Source organism: Paenibacillus sp. IHBB 10380 (assembly GCF_000949425.1).
Taxonomy (GTDB): Bacteria; Bacillota; Bacilli; order Paenibacillales; family Paenibacillaceae; genus Paenibacillus_AQ.
This window is the reverse complement of sequence record NZ_CP010976.1, coordinates 4114053-4140746: the sequence shown is the minus strand read 5'-3', so window position 1 is coordinate 4140746 and position 26694 is coordinate 4114053. Positions and strand designations below refer to the sequence as shown.

Genomic DNA, 26694 nt, shown 5'->3' with positions numbered 1-26694 from the left:
ATTGAACAATTAGAGAAGAAGATGTTGTAGAATTGATATCCATTTTAACCGTTACATAGTGCACTCTTTATCATGACATTGGACCCGTTCCTTCGGGAGATCCTAATGAAATAATAGAGAGTGTATTTTTTCCATTCATCAAAAGATATATTTCCTCCGATAACATAAATATGATGCTAATGCAAAGTCATAGACAAATGTTACTCATTAATGTTATCGGGGGAAGAGTTCAATGAAGAATAGAATAGCAGCGTGGAATAACACGGTTAGAAATGTCTCCTTAAGGGTGAAATTACCTCTATTTATAAGTATGCTTGTCATTGTTGTACTTATAGGAACAAGTGCTTCCATGTATATGTTTGGTTCAAGTTTACTTCTTGATAAGAGCAAGGACGAAATGAACGCAAATGCTGACAGGATTGGGGAAAGTTTATTATCAACCGTTCAGTTAGAACAAGAAATGGCTTATTTGATCTCAATTCATAGCGACTTCAAAGACTTATTAAAGCTGCGTAATGAGAATAAGCTGTCTGAAGAAGACTTTTTTTCTGCTAAAAATCAATCGTTTACGAGATCAAATGACATATTGACTCAAAGCATTAAAGGAATAAAAGGAATTGAAACCCTTATGGTTGTCGATTCTAAAGGGAAGGTTATCTCAAGTAGTAGTCCTGTTGCGATTCAAGCCGATCGATCAGATCGTGAGTATTTTCAAGAAGCAGTAAAAGGGAAATCCAATATAAGTGATGCCTTGATATCAAAATCGACTAATACGTTAATTGTCTCCTTCGCACAGCCCATTAAAGATGATAATGGCAAAGTGCTTGGAGTTTACATCAGTACTATAGATACTTCCATGTTCGTTGATAAATTGGAGGGTATCCAAATCAATGAAGAAGGATTGATCTATATCTTAAGCCGAGATGGGGCGATTATATATCACTCTCAAGATGCTACGCTTATTGGGCAAAAGATAGAATCAGCTGATATGACCAATCTTCTGAAAGAGAAAGCTGTAGACAAGATTATTCAAGGGAATATTGATTATCAAGATAAATTTATGAGGTATTCGAAGATACCTGAAGCAGATTGGACAGTTGTCGTTGAAGATAGCTATCGAGATATCAAAAAACCACTTGATACATTGTTCACTAACATAGCTATTGTAACCATCATTACCCTGATCATCGCGGTTACCTTTGGATTGCTATTATCCAGAACGATTACAAAGCCGGTCATTAAACTTACGAATTTGTTCAGAAAGTTATCATCTGGTGATTTAACGGTGGCTGCTACGGGTCGATACAACAGTGAGTTCAAGGACTTGGCAGATAGTTTCAACGTCATGGTTGGATTAAATAAAGATTTAATCTCGAATATGAATAGCACTATTTATGTACTCAATTACAGTACTCAAGAATTAGAAACATCCTCGAAGCAAACAGCTTCTTCCATTGAGGAGACTGCAACAACGACGATGGAAATTGCTAAAGCGACGGAATCTCAATCGAATGATACAGAACACATCGTAGATAAATTTAATGAGGTTGGAGACAAAATTAATAATATTAATAACAGAGCGCAGTCTGTAAAAGAAAGAGCCGAGAATATTATTGAGGTATTTCATGCTAATAAAGAAGTTATTGAGAACTTGATTGAAATTAATGATAAGAACGAAGGAGAAGTACGTAAAATTTCTGGGATTACTTCTAAACTAGAAGAGAGTTCACATAGCATTAGTGAGATCACAGGTGCTATTACCGCGATTGCAACACAAACTAACCTACTTGCACTGAATGCTTCCATAGAAGCAGCAAGAGCCGGAGAGTATGGTAGAGGATTTGCAGTTGTAGCAACAGAAATCCGTAAATTGGCAGAACAAAGCTCGAAGCAATCGAATGAGATTAATGTCATTATTCAACAGACGCTTCAATATGTTGGGGAGAATAATGAGAGTGTGAAAGAAATCAGAGAGATCTCAAGTAAGCAGAATCAATATGTAGGTCAAACAGAGGAAGCATTTGACACGATCTTAAGGAATGTTATTGAGATTACAGATCAGATTAAACCGATGGCGAGTGAAATCTCAGATATGGAACAAAGCAAGGATGATGTATTGGAATCTGCTCAGAGTTTATCTGCTTCTGGAGAAGAAGTATCCGCCTCAGTGGAGGAAGTTACAGCTACCATTAAGGAGCAATCTGCTATGGTTCAGAACTTATCAGACATGATTGAGACGATTGATAACTTGAGTAAAGATCTTAAGGAAGCTGCTTCTAAATTTAGAACAGAATGAGGTTAAGCTGCTGTGACGTAGTTTACAAACTTATAGAATAGCTATATAGTTATAGTAACGGTTAATTATATGCAGTATTGTTTTATTGGAGGAGCCTGTCACCAAGGGCTCCTTCTGTTTTTTTTTGAGGGACCAGTTCTGTGGGTCCCTCTTTTTGTATGCTTTTTTTCATAAAGAATCGTTAAAAGAGGAAAGTTACTATGGATAGAAGAAAAGGGAGATGGAGTTATGGCTTTTGTTTTATATCTTGTACTTATTCTAGTGTTCACTAAAGTTGCAGGTGATCTTGCTGTTCGATTAGGGCAGCCAGCAGTCCTGGGTAAGTTAATTGTTGGGGTTATTCTAGGTCCTGCCGTCTTAGGATGGATTCCAAGTGATAGCAGCTTTATTCATGAAATGTCGGAAATTGGTGTGCTGTTACTCATGTTCATAGCGGGTCTTGAGACGGACCTGGATCAGCTTCGGAGAAATTGGAAGTCCGCACTGGCTGTAGCTGTTGGAGGTATTATTCTTCCTTTCCTTGGGGGATTCGCAGTTGCAGAAGTATTCGGATTTCCACATAACTATGCTCTTTTCATGGGTGTTATTTTTAGTGCTACTTCGGTCAGTATTTCTGCTCAGGTGCTAAAGGATATGAACAAGTTGAATTCGCGCGAAGGCACAACGATTCTGGGCGCTGCTGTTGTGGATGATGTACTCGTGGTCATTCTACTTGCGGTGATGATGAGTCTGCTCGGAACTGGGGCAGATGTTTCATTAGGACTATTAATCGGTAAAAAGGTGTTGTTCTTCGCAGTCATTATTGTAGCGGGATGGTTACTTGTGCCAAGATTTATGAAAATATTTGCGCCACTCAGAGTAACAGAAGCAACGATGAGCGCTGCTTTAATTATATGTTTTGGATTTGCCTATTTTGCAGATATCATGGGTATGGCTGGTATTATAGGTTCATTTGCAGCCGGCATCGCTATTTCGCAAACTTCATTTAAGCATACAGTAGAGAAGAAGCTGGAGCCGATTGCTTACTCTATTTTTGTTCCTGTTTTCTTTGTGAGTATTGGATTGAATGTATCGTTTGAGGGTGTAGGGCAACAAATAGTGTTTCTAATTGTACTATCACTTGTTGCTATTGTAAGTAAGTGGATCGGTGGAGGACTCGGAGCACGCCTTACTGGATTTAACAATCATTCCTCTATTGCTATTGGAGCGGGGATGATCTCAAGAGGAGAAGTGGCTCTAATTATCGCTGCCACAGGTTTGGAAGCAGGCTTGCTACAGCCTGAATATTTCACTTCCGTTATTATTATGGTTATTCTAACTACTTTAGTGGCTCCGCCATTGTTAAAGTACTTGTTTCGTGAGCCATCCGTTGTAAAAGAAGACTAACGAAGTTTCCTATAAGATGATGTGTCTTATCATTATATTTCTTTAACGGCCCCAATCTTACAAGGATGGGGTCTTTATTTTCTATTTTTACATTCAGATGATATATCTAACAACAATAGAAACTATAATAAAACAAAGTGAAACTGACAAAAGGAGAGAACTATGAATGATGAAGAAGATCATTAATTTTGCACATCGAGGCGCATCTGCGGTATGTCCTGAGAACACGATGGCGTCTTTTACCAAAAGTCTTGAATTAGGTGCAACAGGTATTGAAACGGATGTTCAGATGACGAAGGATGGACAACTCGTCTTAATTCATGATGAGGCCATCAACCGAACCACTGCTGGAGAGGGCTTTGTGAAAGACATGATATCAGAGGAAATATCCGCGCAGGATGCCGGTTCTTGGTTTGGAGAGACATTTAAGGGGGAGCACATCCCTACATTGGAAGAGCTATTAGAGCTTCTTCGTGTGCGGGATACGATACTAAATATTGAATTAAAGAATGGTATCTTTATGTATCCGGGGATGGAGGAAAAGGTCATTAACCTTGTTAGGCAATATGGAATGGCTGAGCGAGTCGTGATTTCTAGCTTTAACCATTACTCCTTAGTCCACTGTAAATCGATTGCTCCTGAGATTCGGACAGGAATCTTGTATATGGAAGGATTGTATCGGCCATGGGACTATGCTTCATCTGTAGGAGCTGATGCGCTTCATGCGAATCACCTTGCTGTACTTCCAGAGTTTATTGCGGAAGCCGTGGAGCATGGTAAAGATTATCACCCTTTCACAGTGAATGCGCCCGATCGAATGAAGGCACTGATGGAAGCTGGAGTTTCTGGTATTATTACAGATTATCCTGATAAATTAGCTGAACTATTGGCGAATAGAGGAGCGTGAGCCAGTGAAAAGAACATGGTTGCTGGGCTTTGGATTTTTCAGTATTAGTATTACATGGGCATTATATAATGCATTCATTCCTTTCTTTCTGGAAAATTACGTACAAAGCATAGCCGTTGTGGGCTTTTTGATGACAATAGACAATTATTTTGCGCTGTTTCTACAACCATGGATAGGGAATCGAAGTGACCGTACTAGAACTCGATATGGTCGAAGAATCCCCTATTTGCTAGTAGGAATGCCACTTGCTGCGATCTTCACAGCTATTATTCCCTTTCATACGGGGTTATTCACTCTTCTATTATTCATGATCCTGATGAATCTATCTATGAGCCTGTATCGATCCCCGACCATTGCATTAATGCCAGATATTACACCAGAGAATAGACGCACGAAAGCAAACGGAATTATTAATTTCATGGGCGGAGTAGGATCTATCATTGCATTTGGTGTAGGCTCCATGATGTATGATCTTCATCGGTCGGCACCTTTCATAGCTGCGGGAATCGTAACACTTATTTGTCTTCTGGTTGTCTCTCGATCGATTAAGGAAGAGAGAGATGGCGTGAACTCGGAAGAAACAAGGATACCCCGTATTTCGTTAAAAAGTCAGTTTGATCGTACGACGTTATTTTTACTAGCCGCTATTTTTTTCTGGTTCGTCTCTTATCAAGGTGTTGAAACTTTGTTCACTTTATATGGTAAGAACTATCTTGGGCTGAGTGAGAAGGCCTCTGCCTTCTCACTTACCTTCTTCTCTGTAGCCTTTGTTCTCTTTGCGATTCCAAGTGGATTGTTGGGCAAACGATTCGGAAAGAGAAAGATGATCATTACAGGCATATGTGGCTTGTTTGTAGTCTTTACTCTTGTCATCTTCGTGAAAGATTTACTCATGCTTCGTGTTGTACTGCTCATAGGGGGGATGTTCTGGGCATGTATTAATATCAACTCTTACCCTTTTATTATTTCAACAGGTAAGGAAGAGAGTATTGGTACAAGAACAGGATTGTACTACTTAGTATCTTCATTAGCTGCCATATCATCTCCACCTTTACTGGGTCAGATGATCGATAACTTTGGGTATTCCATATTGTTCTATTGTGCATCGGCGAGTTTGCTCGTGGCGTTGGCATGTATGCTCATGGTTAGACAAGGGAATGAGTCTTCGGATGCGATGGGCGGATAGCGTCTTTAAATAAAGGACGGCTGTGCCGTCCCTTTAATAATACAACGAAGTCGTGCATCCTTGTCTATTTTGGAATTATTCTCTGTAAAGGGATTGGAATAAGTCACCATTGAAGTTATAATCTATACATAGGACAATCATTCTGGCGTATTTATTATCGAAGACGAGAAGGAGAGAATAATGATTATGAGTAAAGTTCTTATTTTTGGGCATAAAAATCCAGACAGTGATACCATTTGTTCTGCCATTGCGTATGCGGAACTCAAGAAAGCAATGGGTGTGGATGCAGAACCTGTTCGTCTAGGTAGTGTTAACGGTGAGACACAATATGCACTTGATCATTTCAAAGTATCAGCACCACGTCAAGTGGAGACGGTAGCGAATGAAGTGCAAGAAGTTATTCTAGTCGATCATAATGAACGTCAACAAAGTGTAAGTGATCTTGATCAGGTTCGTGTTATCGAGGTTATTGATCACCATCGTATTGCGAATTTTGAGACGAGCCATCCGTTGTATTATCGTGCAGAGCCTGTAGGCTGTACAGCGACTATACTTAATAAAATATATAAGGAAAAAGGGGTAGCTATTCGTAAAGAAATCGCGGGCTTAATGCTATCGGCTATCATTTCAGATTCCCTATTATTGAAATCTCCAACTTGTACAGATGAAGATGTAGCTGCAGCTAAGGAGCTAGCTGAAATCGCTGGTGTTAATTTGGAGAGCTATGGTCTTGAAATGCTTAAAGCTGGAGCAGACCTTAGTGATAAAAGTATCAGTGAATTGATCTCCCTTGATGCTAAGGAGTTCCAAATGGGGAACTTTAAGGTTGAGATCGCTCAAGTCAATGCTGTGGATACGAACGATGTTCTGGCTCGTCAAGCAGAATTGGAGAAGGCGCTCACAGATGTTATTGCAGCTAAGAGTTTGGATCTGTTCGTATTTGTAGTGACAGATATTCTGAATAATGATTCTGTAGCCTTAGCACTTGGAGCTTCAGCACATGCGGTAGAGCAAGCTTACAATGTGAAGCTAGACGATAACAAAGCCATTCTAAAAGGCGTAGTATCACGTAAATCTCAGATTGTACCGGTGTTGACTGAAACATTGAATAAAATCTAGAGTGTTCAACAAAAAGCGCAGTTATGCCGAATCTGGCCAAACTGCGCTTTTTGCTGTTAAACATGAATTTGCAAAAAAAAAAATAATGGTTAAAATGTACATTAAGTCATTCGAGTGTGAATTTTATCATTGCATAGCGAATAAGACTTAGGGTATAGCCACACATAGGAGGAACAAAGACATGGAAAGAATTCAAACAGAAGAACAATATAAACAGCTGACGCAAGGTGATGAATTAACTGTTATTAAATATGATGCAACATGGTGTCCTGACTGCAAGACATTGGATAAATTTATGGATGGAATTATAGACAATAATCCCGACAAACATTTCTATGCTATGGATGTGGAATCATTCCCAAATATTTCGGAACAGAATGATGTTCGAGGTATACCGAGTCTGTTAGTGTATCGAAATGGGGAGAAGATTGCCCACTTGCATAGTAAATTTGCCAAGACACCGACTCAGATCACAGAATATCTCGATTCCATTAAATAATAAGTAAACTTACGAAGTAAGGGCTATCCGATATCATCTATTGAGTCGGATAGCTTTTTTAATGATCATAATGAAAACATGTATTGGTGGACCTTTGCATTTTTGGATAAATAATTCCATAATAGCAGTAGTTGTTGATTGAAAAATTGAGATTTCTAAGAAGAGTATAGGAGGAACGAGATAATGAACCAAGCATCAGTTTCTAGAATGATCGACCATACCTTATTGAAGCCAAATGCTAGTCGGGATGAAGTAATTAAGCTGGCTGAAGAAGCCAAAACCTTTCTCTTTGCCTCGGTATGTGTAAACCCAACATGGGTTGCAGTGGCGCATGAAATATTGAAGGATACACCCGAAGTGAAAGTATGTACGGTCATAGGATTTCCACTTGGAGCTTCTACGTCAGAAGTTAAGGCATTTGAAGTTACGAATGCCATTGCTAATGGGGCAACAGAAGTAGATATGGTTATTAACATTGGAGCTTTGAAGGACCATGATGATGCACTTGTGAAACGGGATATTGCTGCGGTTGTTGCGGCTGCTCGTGGACAAGCTTTGACTAAAGTTATTATTGAGACCTGCTTACTATCTGAAGAAGAGAAAGTGCGTGCGTGCCAACTAGCTGTTGAAGCTGGGGCTGATTATGTCAAAACATCTACTGGATTCTCCACCGGAGGAGCTACCGTTGAGGATATCGCATTAATGCGTAAGACTGTCGGACCAGATCTGGGTGTTAAGGCTTCAGGTGGAGTACGCAGTGCAGAGGATGCACAAGCGATGATTCAAGCGGGTGCAACCCGAATAGGGACTAGTGGTGGAGTGGCAATCGCGCAAGGGGAGCAGTCCCAAAGCAGTTACTAAGAACCTACGTAATATCTAAGCAAACGTAGCAGAAAATGAACCGGTGTTCAAGACCTCCAAAGAGGGCATGAACACTGGTTTTTTTACATTAATTATTGTAGAGAGACTGTTCCGAGAGGATGTCCTGAATTAGATCTCGGTATAATCCATGTGAATGTCATAACGAATGAGTTCTGAAATTTGTGTTTTATACTAAAGTGATGCTTTCCGTATGAAGAACGACCAGTTTCTCCATTGTTAATAGCAGCAAATCAAATTATAGTACAGTTAATGACAATGATAATTAATATCATTTAAAACATGAAGCTGGAGGCAAAAGATGAATGAACATTTAGAGCTATACGATGTAACGATTATTGGCGGAGGCCCCGCTGGATTATATACGACCTTCTATAGTGGCATGCGCGATTTGAAGACGAAGCTGATTGAGTCGCAACAAGAGTTGGGGGGACGAATTCTTACGTATCCTGAGAAAATGATTTGGGATGTAGGCGGTATAACCCCGATTCGCGGTGAGAAGTTGATTGCCCAATTGATCGAGCAGGCACGTACCTTCGACCCTACTATTGTACTCGGCCAGCGGATTATCGATTTTGAACGTCAGGAGGATGGCACGATCATCCTGACGGCCGCAAGTGGTGAGCGTCATCATACGAGAACGGTCATATTGACGATTGGTTATGGAATCCGAAAGCTTGCCAAGCTGGAGGTTGAAGGAGCTGATCGTTATGAAGTAACGAATCTGTACTACACAGTACAAGAGCTTGAAGGCTTCAGAGGGAAGCGAGTCCTTATCTCTGGAGGCGGAGATTCGGCAGTGGATTGGGCGAATGAGCTAGAGCCGATTGCCGCAAACGTAACGGTGGTTCATCGACGTGATCGATTCGGAGGACATGAACGAAATGTAACAACTATGAAGCAATCCTCCGTCAACATCCGTACACCTTTTGCGGTTGAAGCTCTCCATAGCAGTAACGGGAAGAGCATCGAACACGTGACAATCATCCATGTAGAAACGGAGGAACGCGAGCAGTTAGAGGTTGATGCAGTGATCGTGAACCATGGAATGAAGATCGATTATGGTCCAATTCGTGACTGGGGTCTGAACATGGGAGAATGGAACTTAGAAGTCGGAGAAAGGATGGATACTAACATCCCTGGCATTTTCGGTGCCGGCGATTTCGTATCTTATGGCAGTAAAGTCGAGCTGATTGCTGGCACATTTACGAGTGGCGCACTGGCGCTAAATAGCGCCAAGTTATATATGGATCCTGAAGCTACGGAGATGGCGTATGTTTCATCTCATAACGAACGGTTCAAGGAGAAGAATCTTGCACTGGGCATAAGAGAGGAAGATGAATAAGTGGGCTAATCGCTTTGAAACAGAGAATGACGAGCCATAGGCTCGTCATTCTCTGTTTCAAAGAGCATCCTTGGATAACAACAAGGGCTTCTCTTCTCAGGATGCCAAACCTTTACCTATTAAGAAGTTTCGAGGTCAAGAAGACTTCATCGTGCAAGCAGTAATTTCATTTGTATATCAAGCTGATTATACAAAGAGATCGGATCACTAACACCAAAATTCAGAAGATTGGTTTGGTAGACCTGGTTATGTGATACAGCAGGCATTGATTTCCACCATGGAGTGTTTGACAATTGCTTGAAGCGAACCGGATCGACGACCGTCAAGAAAAGATGATCACCTACATATAGCGGCAATTGCTCCTCGGATATAATGCGATAGGCTTCTTTATCTATCATTTCATGCTGAATGATTGCTGGAGCTGCAAGTTCCAGTCCATCATACAAATTGTAAGCACCCCTACACCAATAATTGCCGAAAACATAAATGGAGTCGGTTCGAATCTCAATGGCCGAGAATGTTTCATGGCTTGGAATAATACCGGCCAGTTTTGCTCTGTTGCGCTGTGTCTTTCGCTTGTACTGTAAAATCCACTGTTCTGCCTCATTCTGCTTGCCAAATGTTTCTCCAAGCATCCGGAGCAAAGCAGGCGGCTTATGTTCATTGGCTGAGAACAATAGGGTAGGAGCGACTTTCGACAGCTTATCGTAATCCTGTTGATCCGCAGCGAGGATCAGCTCCGGATGAAGATTGGCAATCTCATCGAGCTGAAAGGGAATACTGTTGACCTTATGAATATCAGAGCTGAGTTCTCTCAAATGATAATTATTCGTTAAGTTTTTTGCGGCAGCGGCTGGACGAATACCAAGCGCAAGTAGATGGCCGAGGCAACTCATTGCACAAATATTAATTTGCTTTTTCTTATGATTGCGGATGAACTGGCCGGGAGAAATGCCTACCGTTTGCTTGAAGCGTCGATTAAAATAAAATTCATCTCGGTAGCCTACCGTACTGGCAATTTCCTGCAAGCGTCCACCGCTCAGAAGCAACTGTTTGGCTTGATTCATTCGTAAAGTCGTCATGTAGCCGGATACATTGGTTCCGGTTAATAGCTTAAACCAATGTGTAAATCTGCGATTGCTAATTTGGGCTCGCGCAGCAAGCTCCTCTACGGATACATCTTCCTGGTAATTCTCCTTCAATTGCGCAATGATTTCGGAAACAGCTTGCCTGCTGCTTTCGGTTGTTTTGTTATGCCCGATATGTGGAAGGAGACCGCCAATTACCTTTTGGAATCTGGAATGATTGGCCATTTGCTCTAGTACCTCACGGTCGTTCTGATGCTTTGCGATGCCTTTAAACCCACGAATTAAAGACTCGAAGGATGGCACGCAGAATTCACCCGATTTCAAGTAGGCAGAAGAGGGGTTTATGGTGGAATGCACAGAGAATGTCAACAGCCATAGGCATAGGTTGGTATTTTTGACATTTTTGATTTCAATATTAGAATCGGGGTCAATCAGGAAACATGTTCCATATAGTAGGTGGTGCTCTTGGTTGTTCCAGACCAGGACTCCTTCTCCTTCTTCGATCGCTAATATGATATAGGTATCCAGGTGCTGTTGTGGAACAATCAAGTTGTGGGAGAAGCTTCCCTGCACCATGCTGTGTAGTTCAAAGTGTATTGCGTTGATTGGACTTGTAGCTCCAAGAGTTTCCAGATTCAAATGAAGCACCTCCATATTTGAGAACGATTATCAATTAAATTGATCTTACACGAAAGTTTCCTTTATTTCAATGTATCGATATATCCATCATTAAGCCATCTCAATGGTACAAAAAAACAGCCTTTCTCTCCATTGATGTCAAAATGGAATAGCATGTATAATAAATGATGTTGATAATCATTATCAATAAAAGGAAAACGTGTAGGAGGACATTCATGTTGAAGAGGTCACAGTTATTACTGTTAAGTCTGATATTTTGTTTGATCGCTGCTTTGATGGGCGCTTGCAGTAGCAACAACGGGGGAGACAAGACAGAAGGGGAAGTATCTCAGACAGCAGGCAAGGAAAGTTCAACTGCCGAGACGAAAATCGTTACTGATATCAAGGGACGAAAGGTCGAAATCCCGAGCTCGCCCAAGCGAGTTGTGTATACGGATAATACGGTAGGCGATATTTTGTTGTTTGGTATTCAACCCGTAGGATTAGTTCAAGGCGGCCTTGAAAATGCAGTTTATAAAGAAGAAATTAAAGATGTTGCGGATGTAGGCTGGCCTCTAAATGTTGAAAAATTAATTGAACTGCAGCCGGATATTATTATTACCTCTATTACGGATTCGGCACAGATTGAAGCGATTTCTAAAGTTGCACCTGTCCTTCTGACGAACGAGTGGGATCCGATGGCAGACCGGATTAAGAGAATCGGGGAATGGTTCGGCTATGAGAAAGAAGCGGAGGCATTTCTGGCCAAGCATGAAGTCAAAGTAACAGAGATGTGGAAGTCATTAGTGCAGGATAACATTATTCAAACTGATGAAACAGCGTCGGTCTTTCAGTATATGTTAGGTGCCAATAGGCTCAGCGTATATACAACCAGCTATTTGCCTAGCTTTATTTACCATGAGAATGGCTTTAAGCCGACTCAGGCTATTCAGAAACTGATTGAAGATCCTAAGGGTTATGGATATATCGATATATCCGCTGAACTACTGCCAGAGTTGGCAGGGGATAGAATCTTTATAGTGTTTTTTGATGAAAAAGAACGAAGAGCAGCGGAGGAAATGATCACAGGACCGATCTGGAGAGATCTTCCGGCCATTAAAGCCGGAAAGGTTTATTTCATTGCTGGAAGTCTTGGCATCACAACAGATCCATTAGCGAGAGAAAAGCTGATTGAGGATCTTCCGGTAATTTTGAGGTAACCGTAGAGAATATAAGAGCAATTGCAATCATTTGACGAAACGGTTACCGCCCTTTAAAGATGGCGAAGCCGTTTCTTCTTGTATAAATAAGCATCGTAGTATTGAATTTCACTATACTTATAAAAATAGTTGGAATTATTTTGAGTTCTACCTTTTCAAAGTGATAGAAGTATGAGAGAATATGGGAAATTATAAGGGAGGTATTATTTATGCCAGAGGAAAAGAAGCTATCATTTGAGACATTAGCAGTACATGCAGGCCAAGAAATCGATCCTACCACTTTTGCAAGAGCGGTCCCACTTTATCAGACAACTTCTTATGGGTTTCGCGATAGTGAGCATGCAGCGAATCTATTTGGACTACAAGAATTCGGTAACATCTATACAAGAATCATGAATCCAACTACTGATGTATTTGAGCAGCGGATTGCAGCATTGGAAGGTGGCGCAGGCGCTCTTGCCACGGCCTCAGGTCAAGCAGCTATTACGTTCTCGATACTGAATATAGCTGGAGCAGGAGATGAGATCGTATCTTCTTCAAGCCTATATGGTGGTACATATAATCTATTCTCTACGACATTCGCCAAACTTGGGATTAAAGTTCATTTCGTTGATTCTAATAATCCTGAGAACTTCCGTGCGGCAATAACGGATAAGACCAAGGCCCTTTATGCAGAAACGATCGGTAATCCTCAGGGTAGCGTACTTGATGTTGAGGCTGTCGCTAAGATTGCTCATGAGCATGGCCTTCCTCTTATTGTAGATAACACTTTTCCAAGCCCGTATTTGCTCCGTCCAATTGAACATGGAGCTGACATTGTTGTCCATTCGGCAACGAAATTCATTGGTGGTCACGGGACGTCTATAGGTGGCGTAATCGTGGATGCTGGTAAATTTGATTGGAAGGCTAGTGGCAAATTCCCGGGGCTTACGGAACCAGACCCAAGCTACAACGGTGTCGTGTATACAGAAGCAGTAGGACCTATCGCTTATATTATCAAAGCTCGTGTGCAACTACTTCGTGATCTAGGATCATCCATTTCGCCGTTCAACTCATGGTTATTGTTGCAAGGGTTGGAGACACTTCACCTTCGTATGGAGCGTCACAGTGAGAATGCGCTGAAAGTAGCACAATATTTAGAGAATCATGAGCATGTAGAGTGGGTCAGCTATGCAGGTTTACCGAGCCATGCTTCCTATGATTTGGCACAGAAGTATTTGCCGAAGGGACAGGGAGCGATCTTAACGTTTGGAATTAAGGGCGGTGCAACATCAGGCCGCAAACTGATTGAAAGTGTTAAGTTATTCTCACATTTAGCGAATGTAGGTGACTCTAAGTCACTCATTATTCATCCTGCCAGCACGACACACGCACAGTTAACTGAACAAGAACAAGTAGCAGCTGGTGTACGTCCGGAAATGATTCGTTTGTCGATTGGAACGGAATCGATTGCCGATATCCTGAATGATCTTGAGCAAGCGATTAAGAATAGCCAGTAATAAGTGGTTTATTTCATTCTATAGTGAGATGCATATTAATCCGTAATCCTTGACACCTTTTTTCTCCAAATGGAGAGGGAAGGTGTATTTTTGTTAAATACAGTGGAACTGTCTGTATATTTTGGGTTCATGCTTAATAATCTTATGTAGAGTGTACTAAGGGAAAAGAGGGTGGACAGCTGAAATGAAGCGTGAACGGTGTAACCATGACTTCTACAATACGGAGGACTTTTTCAAGTCTATAGAGATGAGAGCGTTCTTATTACAGGTGTATTCGGAGCAAGCTGCTGCGGAAGCAGATGAACGCTATCTTGGACAAAGTCAATTATCTTCCTATAGGAAAGGTAGTTTATATCGGACACATGAAGACCGACAAAATCGTGCGTATACCCTTCCTGAGATAGTCTCACTTATAGAAATGGTTGCATTAGGAACATTATCACGTGAAGAAGCATTACTGTGTACAGACGCCAATTATATTGGGGAAATTGTACGAAATGCTGCACATCTACAGCAGTTGAATGTACCTACTGCGCCAGAACGCTTATTGTTATGGAGCGATCAAGTGAGGCATTTACGTGTATTTGCAAACGGAGTGACGCCCAAGGATGCTCAGCTAGGCAAGAAGTTAGGCGCTGCTGGGCTCGGATTAGTTAGTTGCGCAAACTTACTCCTTACTAACGATGTGCGAGAATTATTCGCTGCTCGTATAGTAAACAGAGAGGAGCAGATTCCACAGTCATTACAACAGCGGTTGTTGGGTATACAACAAGAGCAATGGCGTTCCCTTTTGCATGAATTAGATGGTGCCCCGATGACGGTTAGTTTACGTTCACCTGCAGACAGTATGATAGAGCCTTATCCTTTGAATGGCATACAAGATCTTCAGTTAGAAGCACTTTTTAGAGCTATATTACGCTGTGAACAACAGGGAGAAGATTATACGCTAGATCTATTGATTCCTAATCCAGTGAGCGGGGAACAATTAGCAGCCTGCATTGAGTTCATTGACCGAGTTGCAGAACAAACTTTATGTCATATGTATCGGCAGGTGAAATACCGTGTTGGTGTGCTGGTAACGGAGAGGATCTCGCAAGAAATAGCCGTTCTGATGGCACGCTTTACGAATTTATTAGTATTGGAATGGCAGGAAAACTCAGGTGATCCTAATACGGATACTGTTATTAATATAGGCTCATCGGGTTGCGTACTAGAGGTGGAAACCTTACGGAGTGTACGGAGAATGAAGCCATACATTGATATTCGCACAGTGGGTGCTTTAACGGCCGTAGATTTACCCGATGTGTATAGGCTTGGAATTAATGAAGTAAGTTGTAATTTGACGGAATTATCAAGCGTTCGTTTAAGCGCAGCACAGTGGGAGTTAACGGAGAGCGTTACTGATTTGCAGAGTCATCATGGCTCTATAGGAATTTGATTAGACGTTAGTTCTACCTGAGATGAGCGAAGGGGTCTTCCTGAGACCCTTTGCTCATCTTTTTTTGTTTAAGAGGTTGTTCACAAATAGTCTGATTTTTGAACTCGCACTTTAATCATTATTCCTTGATGGTCATATATATCATTTACTTTGGAGTGATGTCGGCATATAATAAAAGCATAAGTTGCTTATGGGAAAAATAATTGCATAGATACAAGAAATGAGTATCATTCTCATTTAAACAAGCTGCTCCGGGTCACTCGGAGCAGCTTGTGCCATTTTTAGGGAAGTAATAATGGAAGTCATTATCAATAAGGAGGGTATTTATCATGCAAAATGCATACAAGGCTTCATCAATGGTAACAATCTCCAATCGCAAAATGGCCAATCAACCGAATCCTCGGAATCAGAGGAAATTCGATTTACGCGGTATGCTTCGTAATACAGAGATGCTCGCTGCATTAAGTAGTGGAGCGCTCACTTTGATCGCTTGGACAGTGGGGCAGTGGTCTGATATCTTATCGGTTCTCATCTATGTGATCGCTTATACGCTCGGCGGATGGGTCAAGGCTAAGGAAGGTGTTCAGACCCTTATTAAAGAACGTGATCTGGATGTGAATTTACTGATGATCGCAGCCGCTATGGGGGCAGCCACGATAGGCTATTGGAATGAAGGGGCTTTGCTTATCTTCATATTTGCCTTAAGTGGTGCATTAGAGAGCTACACAATGGAACGGAGTAAGAAGGATATTTCTTCTCTTATGGCGCTTAAACCTGAGACAGCGATTCTAATCGAGAATGGGACGATGACGGAGGTTCCTATTGGTCAGCTTCAAGTCGGAGATCTATTTCTTGTGAAGCCAGGTGAGTTGATCTCAGCAGATGGTCAAATTCAGCGTGGGTATTCCTCTATAAATCAGGCTTCCATTACGGGTGAAGCACATCCAGTAGACAAAACAACGGGCGATGAAGTATTCGCAGGTACGCTGAATGGAGAAGGTGTGTTATATGTTGAGGTGACGAAGTCAGCCGAAGCTACTGTCTTTGCCAAAATCATTAAGTTAGTGGAAGAAGCGGAGAGCGAAGTTCCTGATTCACAGCGTTTTATCAAACGGTTTGAATCGATCTATGCACGGATTGTCGTTCTCGTAACGCTAGTAGTAATCGGGATCGCACCATTGCTGTTAGGTTGGAGCTGGGGTAATTCCTTCTACAAGGCGATGGTATTTCTCGTTGTGGCTTCTCCCTGTGCCTTAGTCTCTTCGATTATGCCTGCCATGCTGTCCGCGATTTCCAATCGGGCGCGTAAAGGAATTCTTTTCAAAGGTGGAGCCCACGTAGAGAATATGGCGCTGACTTCGGTAGTGGCCTTTGACAAGACAGGAACGCTTACGATGGGAACACCGCAAGTGACGGATTTTATTGTTGGAAAAGGATATGACCGAAATGAACTGCTATCCATCTGTGCCTCAGTAGAGCAGTTATCCGAGCATCCGTTGGCAAAGGCTGTTCTGCGTAGAGCAGAGGAAGAAGGAGTCCAGTTGAAGTCGGCTGATTCGGCTCAGTCGTTGACGGGATGGGGGATTGAAGCTGAGGTTGAAGGAAAGATGTGGAGAATAGGCAAGAGTAGCATTTTGGATGAATCATCGGTTCAATCAGAGTGGGTTAACCATCGTAACCGCCTTACCTCAGAAGGGAAGACTGTCTCCGTTATTATGGATGAAGATCAGGTAGTAGGCATGATAGCCTTGAAAGATTTGATCAGACCGCAGGCGGTAAGAACGGTGAAGTCTCTGCAAGCTTTAGGTATTCGTGTCGTGATGTTGACAGGAGATCGTGCGGATACAGCCCAAGTGATCGGAGAGCAGATGGGTGTAGATTATATTTATGCTGATTTATTGCCAGAGGATAAGGTGAATTATGTCAAACAAATGCGGGAGCAGTACGGTCATGTGGTGATGGTCGGAGATGGAGTTAATGATGCGCCTGCCCTAGCTACAGCAACCGTTGGTATAGGTATGGGAATGAACGGAAGCGGGACAGCATTAGAGGTCGCGGATGTCGTACTTATGAATGACAATATTGAAGAGATTGCGAGTACGATAACACTTGCCAGACGAGCACAGAGAATCATTAAGCAAAATATAGTGTTTGCCATTAGTATTATTCTACTGCTGATCACAAGTAACTTTGTCACGAATATTCCTCTACCCTTTGGTGTCATTGGTCATGAAGGAAGTACAATACTAGTTATTCTAAATGGATTGAGACTCCTTAGATGACATTCATTAAATTGTTCACAATTTAGTTTGATAAATGTGTGCTATGTTGTTGACAGCATTCCCTATATGGATCATAATAGTTTCTATATAATAATCATTTTAATTAAGGTTTATATCATATTTTAAAGATCTATGGAAAATAGGAGGATACAACATGTACAAATCTATTATCGTCGGAACAGGTCCGGCAGGTCTAACCGCTGCTATTTACTTAGCAAGAGCTAATATGAATCCACTCGTTATTGAAGGTCCGCAACCAGGTGGTCAATTGACTACAACGACCGAAATTGAGAATTTCCCGGGTTTTCCTGATGGTATCATGGGCCCTGAACTAATGGATCAAATGCGTAAGCAAGCAGAGCGTTTCGGTGCAGAATTCCGTACGGGCTGGGTGAATAGCGTAGATATGGAGAGCCGTCCATTCAAGTTGAATGTAGAAGGATTGGGTGAATTGGTAACCGATACGCTCATTCTTTCTACGGGTGCATCGGCGAAGTATTTAGGGATTGCTGGTGAGCAAGAAAACATCGGACGTGGTGTGAGTACATGTGCAACATGTGATGGGTTCTTTTTCCGTGGTAAAGAGATTGTTGTCATAGGTGGGGGAGATTCCGCACTAGAAGAAGCCAATTTCTTAACGCGCTTCGCAACTAAGGTTACGTTAGTTCACCGTCGTGACGAATTACGTGCATCCAAGATTATGCAGGATCGCGCTCGTGCAAACAGTAAAATTGAATGGGCACTGAACCGTGCTCCTCAAGAGGTCTTAGCTGATGAACGTGGTGTGAAGGGTCTTAGATTGTTGAATAATGTGTCTGGTGAAGAAGAATTTATTGAAGCAAGTGGTATATTCGTAGCGATTGGTCACCATCCGAATACAGGATTTCTAGGTGGTCGCGTTACAACGGATGAGAATGGGTACATTGTTGTACAGCCTGGTACTTCTGAGACGAATATCCCTGGTATATTTGCTTGTGGTGACGTTCAAGATACACGTTATAAACAAGCAATTACTGCCGCAGGTAGCGGATGTATGGCAGCAATGGATTGTGAGAAGTATCTAGAGAGCTTAGAGCATGCTAAGGTTGCGTTGTAAGAAGAGGTAGTTCAAAAAATCATCTATGATCAATAAGTTACATCTAAAAATCAAGAATAGAGGAGACTGTTAACATGGATAACGTTGTTGTATATACAAGCTCGAATTGCCCTCACTGTAAACAAGTGAAAGGGTATCTAGGAGACAAAGGAATTCAGTTTGAAGAGCGCAACATTGAGGAAAACGACGAATTTGCGCAGCAAGTATGGGATATGGGGCTTAGAGCAGTTCCGGTTACTGTAATCGGGGAACACCGTATTGTGGGAATGAATATGACACAATTCAAGAAGGCATTGGACCCAGAAGCATAATAGCTTTCATTCGGGTAAATGTAAATATAAGAGGCCGTAACTTCTAGCTATAAGAAGTTACGGCCTCTTTGTGTTATAAAACTCATTACATTGCGACTCGATTCATGGATGTGAATTTAATCCTAATGCAGTAATATCAATAGAATGCCGACATGATGATTTGGAATACGATGTAGACACCTATACCTAGACCGATAAGCATTAACCCGGATTTACGCTTAGATTGAAACAACCGCAATACTCCGAGGCTGAATAGAGGAGCAATTACGACTAAGAATAATAACACGGTTACAAACATTTGCGCCGAAATATTGGATGTGTCAACGTAAGTCACGGATTTTCTCTCCATTTCTTTACTGAGAAATTATTAATGTAGATTTCTGAATAGATAAAATGTGTATTGCAATGACTAATATCATATACAGTATTTCTATTATATCGAAATCAATCTCAAATGATAAGAATAAAGAAGGCAAAAATGCGACGAATTTACGTCGATTTAACATAAATTGAGTTGCTAGATTCTATTGGGAAACTCGGATGCGTCCCAAAAACTGAGATACAGCAGCATATGAGGCGCCAATCATAGCTGAGCGACTACCGAGAGAGGAGAATTGAATCTGTAGTTGTCGCCTATGATAAGGCAAGGTTCGTTCTGCAACAATAGCTTGAATAGAAGACTCAAGCCATGGCTTGGCTTCTGACAGGGGACCTCCAATAATGACCAGCTCTGGGTTAAAACTATTCACAATATTTGTTATTCCAATCCCTAGATAGTGTCCAATTTCTTCATATAACGCAAGTGTACTTTTTTCTTGTTCTTGTGCATGTAGGATCAGCTCTCTTGTAGATTGGGCTGGTAATTTCCTGGATTGATCTAGATAAGTTAATTCGGAAGCATATAATTCCCAGCAACCGCGGTTTCCGCAAGAGCAGATGCGACCATCAGCTTCAATGGTCATATGACCTGTTTCACCAGCATAACCCGAGGCTCCTTTATATAGCTCGCCAGCGAAGATAATACCTGAGCCAATCCCCATGCCTGCACTGATATAGATTAGATGCTGGACATTTGCGCCTGCACCGTAATGAAGTTCGCCTTGGGCACCTGCATTAGCTTCGTTATCAATGGTCACATGGATGCCGAAAGATTGTTCAAGAAGTGACTTTAGCGGCACATTCACCCAACCCAGGTTGGGTGCGAACAATACAGTTCCATCTTCGGCGACCATACCTGGAACACCGACACCAATCCCTACAATACCATGTGGAGAGGCAGGAGCTAACTCTATTAAGGAATGAATGAGTTCTTTCATTCTCTCTAATACATAGGGAAGGTCGCGCTGACTTAGGACGAAGTTCTGTTCTGTAATAATCTCATCCTCTAGATCGGTTAATATACCTTTCAAATGAGTAACACTAAGTTCCAGACCTATGGCGTGTCCAGCACTTCGATGAAAGAGCAGCATTAGCGGTTTGCGCCCACCACTGGATTCTCCAGGGCCGATCTCTTGCACCAAATGGGTTTCTATTAATTCGAGCACGAGATTGGATACTGTAGCTTTATTCAGACCGGTTATTTCGGATACCCGCACTCTGGAGAGAGGGTTATGCCTACGAATCGTATCGAGCACAATGGACTTATTAATTTTTTTGACTAGAGCTTGATCACCTGTAATTTTCATATGAAATTCACACATCCTTTGGGGCGAAAATATAGAAAAGATAACTTAGTTTAACCAATAGACAAAGTATAACAGATATGATAGGATAGCGGTGTAAACGATTACTTTTTAATAATGAAGAGGAGGACATGATCACATGGCCCATTTTGAGAATGTTGGAAAAATTGCTTATGAAGGTAGCAAATCAACCAATCCCTATTCTTTTAAATTTTATAACCCGGAAGAAGAAGTGGCCGGCAAAACAATGGAAGAGCATTTCCGTTTCGGTATGGCTTACTGGCATACGTTAACTGCGGGAGGTTCCGATCAGTTCGGCGCTAACACTGCAGTACGTTCTTGGGATAAATATAGTGACATGGATCTTGCGAAGATTCGTGTAGACGCTGCTTTTGAATTCATGGAGAAAATGAGTCTACCATTTTTCTGTTTCCACGATGTAGATATTGCTCCAGAAGGTGATACTCTGAAAGAATTTCATAGCAACTTAGACGTAATCGTTAGATTAATTGAAGAAAAAATGAAAGCAACAGGTAAGAAATTGCTCTGGAATACGGCGAACATGTTCACGAACCCTCGTTATGTCCATGGTGCGGCTTCCACTTGTAATGCTGATGTATACGCTCATGCAGCTGCTCAGATTAAGAAAGGTATTGAGGTTGGTAAACGTCTTGGTGCTGAGAACTATGTATTCTGGGGTGGTCGTGAAGGTTACGAAACACTACTGAATACAGACCTACAATTAGAGCAAGATAATCTAGCTCGGATGTTCCAACTTGCAGTAGATTATGCGAAAGAAATTGGTTTTGAAGCTCAATTCTTGATCGAGCCTAAACCGAAAGAACCTACGAAACATCAATATGATTATGATGCAGCAACAACCATTGCTTTCTTGCAGAAGTATAACTTGGACAAACACTTCAAATTGAACCTTGAAGCAAACCATGCGACACTTGCAGGACATACATTTGACCATGAAATTCGTGTAGCTCGTATCAACGGTATGTTAGGATCTTTAGATGCTAACCAAGGCGATATGTTGCTTGGCTGGGATACAGATGAATTCCCTACGGATGTCTATGATGCAACACTCACAATGTACGAAGTTCTTAAGAATGGTGGTATCGGTCGTGGTGGCGTGAACTTTGACGCTAAAGTACGTCGTGCTTCTTTCGAAGCTGAAGATTTGTTCTTGGCCCACATTGCAGGCATGGACACTTATGCAAAAGGTCTTAAAGTTGCAGCTAAGTTGATCGAAGATCGTGTATTTGAAGATTTCATTGAGAAACGCTACAGCAGCTTTAGCGAAGGTATCGGCGCTGACGTTGTATCAGGCAAAGCTACATTAACATCATTGGCTGAATATGCATTGAACAATGAGAATCCTCGTAAGAACCAATCAGGTCGCCAAGAGCACCTAAGAGCTACACTTAACCAATACATTTACGCTATTGAGTAGTCTTTGATAATGATGAATCTTGAGCCGCAGCTCCTTTCCCACGGGAAGGCGGCGGCTCTTTCTATATACTACTATACTACATCTAGGGGGGGTATAATGAGTTACGTGATAGGGATTGATCTGGGCACCAGTGCAGTGAAATCCGTGCTTGTGGACAAAAAAGGCCGTGTAGTCTATGAAGTATCCGAACCTTATCCGCTGCTTCAGCCGAAGCCGGGTTATAGTGAGCAGAATCCAGAGGAATGGGTAGAGAAGACCCTTACCTCTCTCCATAAATTAATGAATAAATCTGGGGTGCAGGCATCAGAAGTTGAAGGGATCAGCTTCTCTGGTCAAATGCATGGATTAGTATTAGTGGATGAATCGGGTCGAGTGCTACGTAATGCGATTCTATGGAATGATACGCGTACTACGCCACAGTGCCGTAAGATTGAGAAAACGCTGGGTAGTAAATTGCTTGATATTGCACGCAATCGGGCCTTGGAGGGTTTCACACTTCCCAAAATCCTTTGGTTACAAGAACATGAACCTGATATTCTGAAGCAAGCTGCATTATTCTTATTACCAAAGGATTATGTTCGGTACCGCTTAACAGGTGATTATGCGATGGATTATTCTGATGCGGCAGGTACATTGTTACTCGATGTGACTAACAAGCAGTGGAGTGAGGAGATTGCAAGTGCATTCGAATTACCTGTATCGCTCTGTCCTAAACTAGTCGAATCATTTGATCAGGTGGGTACGCTACTTCCAGGAATTGCGGAAAAGTCAGGTCTACTTCCTTCTACCAAAATATTTGCAGGTGGAGCAGACAATGCATGTGGGGCCATCGGTACAGGCATTCTGTCCGAAGGTCAGACGATGTGTAGTATCGGAACATCTGGAGTTATTCTGTCTTATGAGGAACGCAAGGATTTGGACTTTGAAGGGAAGGTTCATTTCTTTAACCATGGGGAGCAAGATGCATTCTACATTATGGGCGTTACGTTAGCGGCTGGGTACAGCTTACAATGGTTCAAGGAAACCTTTGCTGAAGACTTGACGTTCGATCAAATGCTCGCAGGAGTTGAAGAGATATCAGCAGGGAGTGGAGGACTGCTCTTTACTCCGTATATCGTGGGAGAACGTACACCACACCCTGATGCAACCATCCGAGGCAGCTTTATTGGAATAGATGCCAGTCATACACTTTCACACTTCAGTCGTGCTGTGATGGAAGGAATCACGTTCTCATTGAAAGAATCCATTGATATTTTACGTGCATCAGGTAAGCAGGTGTCCGAGGTCATCTCCATTGGTGGTGGTTCTAAGAATGAAGTCTGGTTACAGATGCAGGCAGACGTGTTCAATGCCACGATTCTGAAGCTTGAAAGTGAGCAAGGACCAGCCATGGGAGCAGCGATGTTGGCGGCTTATGGTTGCGGATGGTTCCCATCTCTACAAGCTTGTGCATCTGCCTTCCTGTCGACAGCGAAATCTTATACACCGAACCCAAATGCCGTAGCTACTTATGAACAATTGTTTAACCTTTATCGAGAAGTATACGGACAGACCCGTGAATTGAATGAGAAATTGGCAGCTTTCCGTCAATAATTTCATAGAGAACTTGAAGCTGCGATTCCTCTATTGGTATGATGGAGGAATCGCAGCTTTGTTATTGTTACAATAAATTTAATGGTGTATAAGTTGTTAGTTAAGCATATATATAGTTGATACAATTATGATTATAAATTCCCAGTATACAGAAGGGCAGGTATTCCATGAATAATAGAAGTCCCTACAGACTCTTTAAAATAATTTTAATCGGAACCCTGATGGTGGGAGTCGTTCCACCTGCCACTGATTGGGAAAAGGCTTACGCTACTTCCAAATTTGAGGTGGTACGTTCCGTGGATGATATTCAACAGATCCTATTATCAGCGATGAATGACCGTAAAGACGTGTTGGAGTTTGTGTATAAAGGGAAAACGATATCGCTTAAGACGCAAATAAAGCAAGCTCTAGATCAGGCGATGCAGAGCGATCCTTACATAAACTATACGATTGAAAGCTATGGATACTCTTATCAAGGAGGTAAGAATTCAGCGGATGTGAAAGTTAAACTCAGTTACCGGGAAACCGCTCAGGAGACCGCATTTGTCACAAAAAAGGTCCAGAGTGTATTGAAAAAGATCATCGTTCCAGGAATGAACGATCATGAGAAAGTGAAAGTCATTCATGATTGGGTCGTACTGAACTTGAAATATGATACAACTTTACGGAAATACACAGCATATGATGGACTTAGTACAGGAAGTACCGTATGCCAGGGTTATTCACTTTTAACTTATAAAACGTTAAAAGAAGCTGGGATCAAAAATATGATCGTAGAAGGTGCAGTTCAGTCGGGAGGTAACAGGCAGCTTCATGCTTGGAATTTAGTGCTAGTATCTGGTAAATGGTATCATCTCGATACAACGTGGGATGACCCCGTCCCTGACCAGAAGAACAAGGTGGCTATAGGTTATTATTTGCGGAATGACGAGCAGATGCGTAAAGACCATACATGGACGAAACCTTACCCAGCAGCAACAACGCTATATAGAAATACGCTATCTACGCTCGTTAAACAGGGAGGAAGTAAGAAAGCCTTTTACACGAAATTGGTGAAGGAACTTCATTATCATTTATACGAATCAGGAGAGATTGTGAGTTCTTCGGCTGGGCTGAACACGAAAGTGAAGAAGGTCATTAGCGAGGGCGATCATTCCATCTTATTTCGTTTCCACGGTAGTAAAGATAAACTGATGGAAGTATTGCAGGGGTTATACAAGCTTAATATCAAAGGGATATCCTATAATTATAGCGATTTTGAGAATACAGGTGATTTAATGGTGAATGTAACCTGGAAGTAGGTCATAACAATACACCATGATATGGGGAGGGAAGGCCAAATGAGACCGATTTGATGATAACTAAGATCTTTCAACATGAATATTAACAGTAGAAGGAGTTCAGCGCGTTATGTTTAAGCGGTCTTTTTATTACTTGTGGGGTACGCAGACGGTATCTAATGCCGCTGACGTACTTTATTTGGTGGCGTTAACTACCTTTGTTCTTAATGGAAGCGGTTCGATTATCTTCGCTACATTAATTCCGTTCTTCAGAGTGATGGCTCAGCTTATAAGTGGAATACTAGCGCCTTTGATGGTGGTCAGGTACCGACTTCCTTTTCTATTACTAATCTCCCAGACTGGACAGTTCCTTCTATTTGGAGGACTCGCTCTGTATATGTCACCATGGGTCGGGGGGGATAGCCTACCCGTCATATTTACCTCAGTTATCCTGCTATCATTTCTTGACGGATGGACGACTCCATCAAGAAATGCGCTTATTCCTCGCTTGGTGAATGATCAGGCATTGTTGAAGGCTAATGGGTTGGTTGCAATCTCGGATCAGGTGGTACAGTTTGCAGGCTGGGCGATCAGCGGCTTATTAGTCTCTCAGATCGGTTCTTTTCCTACACTTATGATTGTAGCAGTGGGATATGGACTCGCGATGATTGTAACAACAAGGATTGAAGATCCGACTGAACCGCCTCGGCGTAACTTATGGGACTGGAGGAGCGTATCCTCGCAGCAGAGAGGAATATCACCGATTTCGTTATCCTTAAGTACAGCAGACGAGTATATCGAAGATGCGATTATGGAGCAGCCTTCTCGGTGGCATACACTTCGTGAAGGCTGGTTGGCATTATGGCATTCACCAAGGCTAAGAGCGTTGACCATTATGGATATGACTGACATGCTGGGTGGTTCCGTATGGGTGGGCGCATTTATGCTCTTATTTGTTAAAGAGGTACTGCTAAAGGACGAGCAGTGGTGGGGATATATCAATGCTAGTTATTTTGCTGGAGCTGTACTGGGAGGTATTCTAGTCGTAGCGCTGGTCAACCGTCTAGAAAAGAGACTGTTTATGGCGATGCTGACTGGAATGGTAGGCTATGCTGTATTAATAGCTATCTATGCGCTCAATACATCTGCTCCAATGGCATTGTTGATTGTAGTGCTCATGGGTCCTATGACTGAGTTGTCAGCTGTTTCCCGGAGAACGATGATTCAGCGAAGCACGAGTAAGGATATGTTACCTAAGGTCCTTTCTGCGCAAGCAGTATTGCTTAATCTGATTCTCGGTGTCTCACTATTATTCATGAGTTGGGTGGCTGAACAACTAGGAATTATGAATATGTATTTGGTTGCGGGTGGGATTAGCTTACTTGCAGGTCTATTTGGCTGGTTGAATAGGGAATCATTCTCGGTAGAAGCGAAGAGGGAAGAGCTAAGAACAAACTATTAATATTATAAATGGAATAAGGACGGTTCCCACGAGGGTAGCACCGTCCTTA

At 42.0% G+C, this 26694-nt stretch carries 21 protein-coding genes; 18 read left to right on the top strand and 3 right to left on the bottom strand.

Annotation, left to right across the window (positions count from 1 at the left end):
• Nucleotides 1-232 precede the first annotated feature (232 nt).
• From UB51_RS18800 to UB51_RS18765, 8 genes are all read left to right on the top strand, one after another.
• A complete protein-coding gene (locus tag UB51_RS18800; RefSeq protein WP_044878611.1) occupies nucleotides 233-2296 on the top strand; it encodes a methyl-accepting chemotaxis protein in 2064 nt (687 codons plus the stop codon).
• 228 nt (nucleotides 2297-2524) lie between these two features.
• The gene (locus UB51_RS18795; protein ID WP_044878610.1) at nucleotides 2525-3682 is read left to right on the top strand and encodes a cation:proton antiporter; all 1158 of its coding nucleotides are present in this window, start codon (nucleotides 2525-2527) and stop codon (nucleotides 3680-3682) included.
• 169 nt (nucleotides 3683-3851) lie between these two features.
• Nucleotides 3852-4589 (top strand): glycerophosphodiester phosphodiesterase, encoded by a 738-nt coding sequence (locus tag UB51_RS18790; RefSeq protein ID WP_044880286.1) that lies wholly within the window; start codon nucleotides 3852-3854, stop codon nucleotides 4587-4589.
• A 4-nt stretch (nucleotides 4590-4593) separates the two neighbouring features.
• Nucleotides 4594-5775 (top strand): SLC45 family MFS transporter, encoded by a 1182-nt coding sequence (locus UB51_RS18785; RefSeq protein ID WP_044878609.1) that lies wholly within the window; start codon nucleotides 4594-4596, stop codon nucleotides 5773-5775.
• A 186-nt stretch (nucleotides 5776-5961) separates the two neighbouring features.
• Nucleotides 5962-6894, top strand: a complete 933-nt coding sequence (locus UB51_RS18780) for a manganese-dependent inorganic pyrophosphatase (RefSeq protein ID WP_044880285.1) — start codon at nucleotides 5962-5964, stop codon at nucleotides 6892-6894.
• A gap of 181 nt (nucleotides 6895-7075) precedes the next feature.
• Nucleotides 7076-7393, top strand: a complete 318-nt coding sequence (locus UB51_RS18775) for a thioredoxin family protein (protein WP_044878608.1) — start codon at nucleotides 7076-7078, stop codon at nucleotides 7391-7393.
• 183 nt (nucleotides 7394-7576) lie between these two features.
• Entirely contained in the window at nucleotides 7577-8254 is a 678-nt protein-coding gene (deoC, locus tag UB51_RS18770) for a deoxyribose-phosphate aldolase (RefSeq protein WP_044878607.1), read from the top strand.
• A 319-nt stretch (nucleotides 8255-8573) separates the two neighbouring features.
• Nucleotides 8574-9617, top strand: a complete 1044-nt coding sequence (locus UB51_RS18765; protein WP_044878606.1) for an NAD(P)/FAD-dependent oxidoreductase — start codon at nucleotides 8574-8576, stop codon at nucleotides 9615-9617.
• Between the two features lie 146 nt (nucleotides 9618-9763).
• Here the strand turns inward: UB51_RS18765 and UB51_RS18760 are convergent, their stop codons facing one another.
• The gene (locus tag UB51_RS18760) at nucleotides 9764-11344 is read right to left on the bottom strand and encodes a helix-turn-helix domain-containing protein (protein WP_044878605.1); all 1581 of its coding nucleotides are present in this window, start codon (nucleotides 11342-11344) and stop codon (nucleotides 9764-9766) included.
• A 215-nt stretch (nucleotides 11345-11559) separates the two neighbouring features.
• Here UB51_RS18760 and UB51_RS18755 point away from each other — a divergent pair, with 215 nt between their 5' ends.
• From UB51_RS18755 to UB51_RS18730, 6 genes are all read left to right on the top strand, one after another.
• Nucleotides 11560-12543, top strand: a complete 984-nt coding sequence (locus UB51_RS18755; protein ID WP_052676004.1) for an ABC transporter substrate-binding protein — start codon at nucleotides 11560-11562, stop codon at nucleotides 12541-12543.
• A gap of 209 nt (nucleotides 12544-12752) precedes the next feature.
• On the top strand, nucleotides 12753-14042 hold the full coding sequence (locus tag UB51_RS18750; protein ID WP_044878604.1) for a homocysteine synthase: 1290 nt from the start codon (nucleotides 12753-12755) through the stop codon (nucleotides 14040-14042).
• A 184-nt stretch (nucleotides 14043-14226) separates the two neighbouring features.
• Nucleotides 14227-15480 (top strand): hypothetical protein, encoded by a 1254-nt coding sequence (locus tag UB51_RS18745; protein WP_044878603.1) that lies wholly within the window; start codon nucleotides 14227-14229, stop codon nucleotides 15478-15480.
• A gap of 329 nt (nucleotides 15481-15809) precedes the next feature.
• Nucleotides 15810-17762, top strand: a complete 1953-nt coding sequence (locus tag UB51_RS18740) for a heavy metal translocating P-type ATPase (protein ID WP_044878602.1) — start codon at nucleotides 15810-15812, stop codon at nucleotides 17760-17762.
• 154 nt (nucleotides 17763-17916) lie between these two features.
• Nucleotides 17917-18858 (top strand): thioredoxin-disulfide reductase, encoded by a 942-nt coding sequence (gene trxB / locus UB51_RS18735; protein ID WP_044878601.1) that lies wholly within the window; start codon nucleotides 17917-17919, stop codon nucleotides 18856-18858.
• Nucleotides 18859-18932: 74 nt separating this feature from the next.
• The gene (locus UB51_RS18730) at nucleotides 18933-19169 is read left to right on the top strand and encodes a glutaredoxin family protein (protein ID WP_044878600.1); all 237 of its coding nucleotides are present in this window, start codon (nucleotides 18933-18935) and stop codon (nucleotides 19167-19169) included.
• Between the two features lie 136 nt (nucleotides 19170-19305).
• Here UB51_RS18730 and UB51_RS18725 read toward each other — a convergent pair whose 3' ends face one another.
• Both UB51_RS18725 and UB51_RS18720 read right to left on the bottom strand, forming a co-directional pair.
• Nucleotides 19306-19503, bottom strand: a complete 198-nt coding sequence (locus UB51_RS18725; protein WP_044878599.1) for a hypothetical protein — start codon at nucleotides 19501-19503, stop codon at nucleotides 19306-19308.
• Nucleotides 19504-19693: 190 nt separating this feature from the next.
• Entirely contained in the window at nucleotides 19694-20854 is a 1161-nt protein-coding gene (locus UB51_RS18720; protein ID WP_044878598.1) for an ROK family protein, read from the bottom strand.
• Between the two features lie 136 nt (nucleotides 20855-20990).
• Between UB51_RS18720 and xylA the strand changes: the two genes are divergently transcribed.
• From xylA to UB51_RS18700, 4 genes are all read left to right on the top strand, one after another.
• Nucleotides 20991-22310, top strand: a complete 1320-nt coding sequence (xylA, locus tag UB51_RS18715; protein WP_044878597.1) for a xylose isomerase — start codon at nucleotides 20991-20993, stop codon at nucleotides 22308-22310.
• 96 nt (nucleotides 22311-22406) lie between these two features.
• Nucleotides 22407-23903, top strand: a complete 1497-nt coding sequence (xylB, locus tag UB51_RS18710; protein WP_044878596.1) for a xylulokinase — start codon at nucleotides 22407-22409, stop codon at nucleotides 23901-23903.
• Nucleotides 23904-24070: 167 nt separating this feature from the next.
• A complete protein-coding gene (locus UB51_RS18705) occupies nucleotides 24071-25204 on the top strand; it encodes a transglutaminase domain-containing protein (protein ID WP_044878595.1) in 1134 nt (377 codons plus the stop codon).
• 109 nt (nucleotides 25205-25313) lie between these two features.
• Entirely contained in the window at nucleotides 25314-26645 is a 1332-nt protein-coding gene (locus UB51_RS18700; RefSeq protein WP_044878594.1) for an MFS transporter, read from the top strand.
• Nucleotides 26646-26694: the final 49 nt, after the last annotated feature.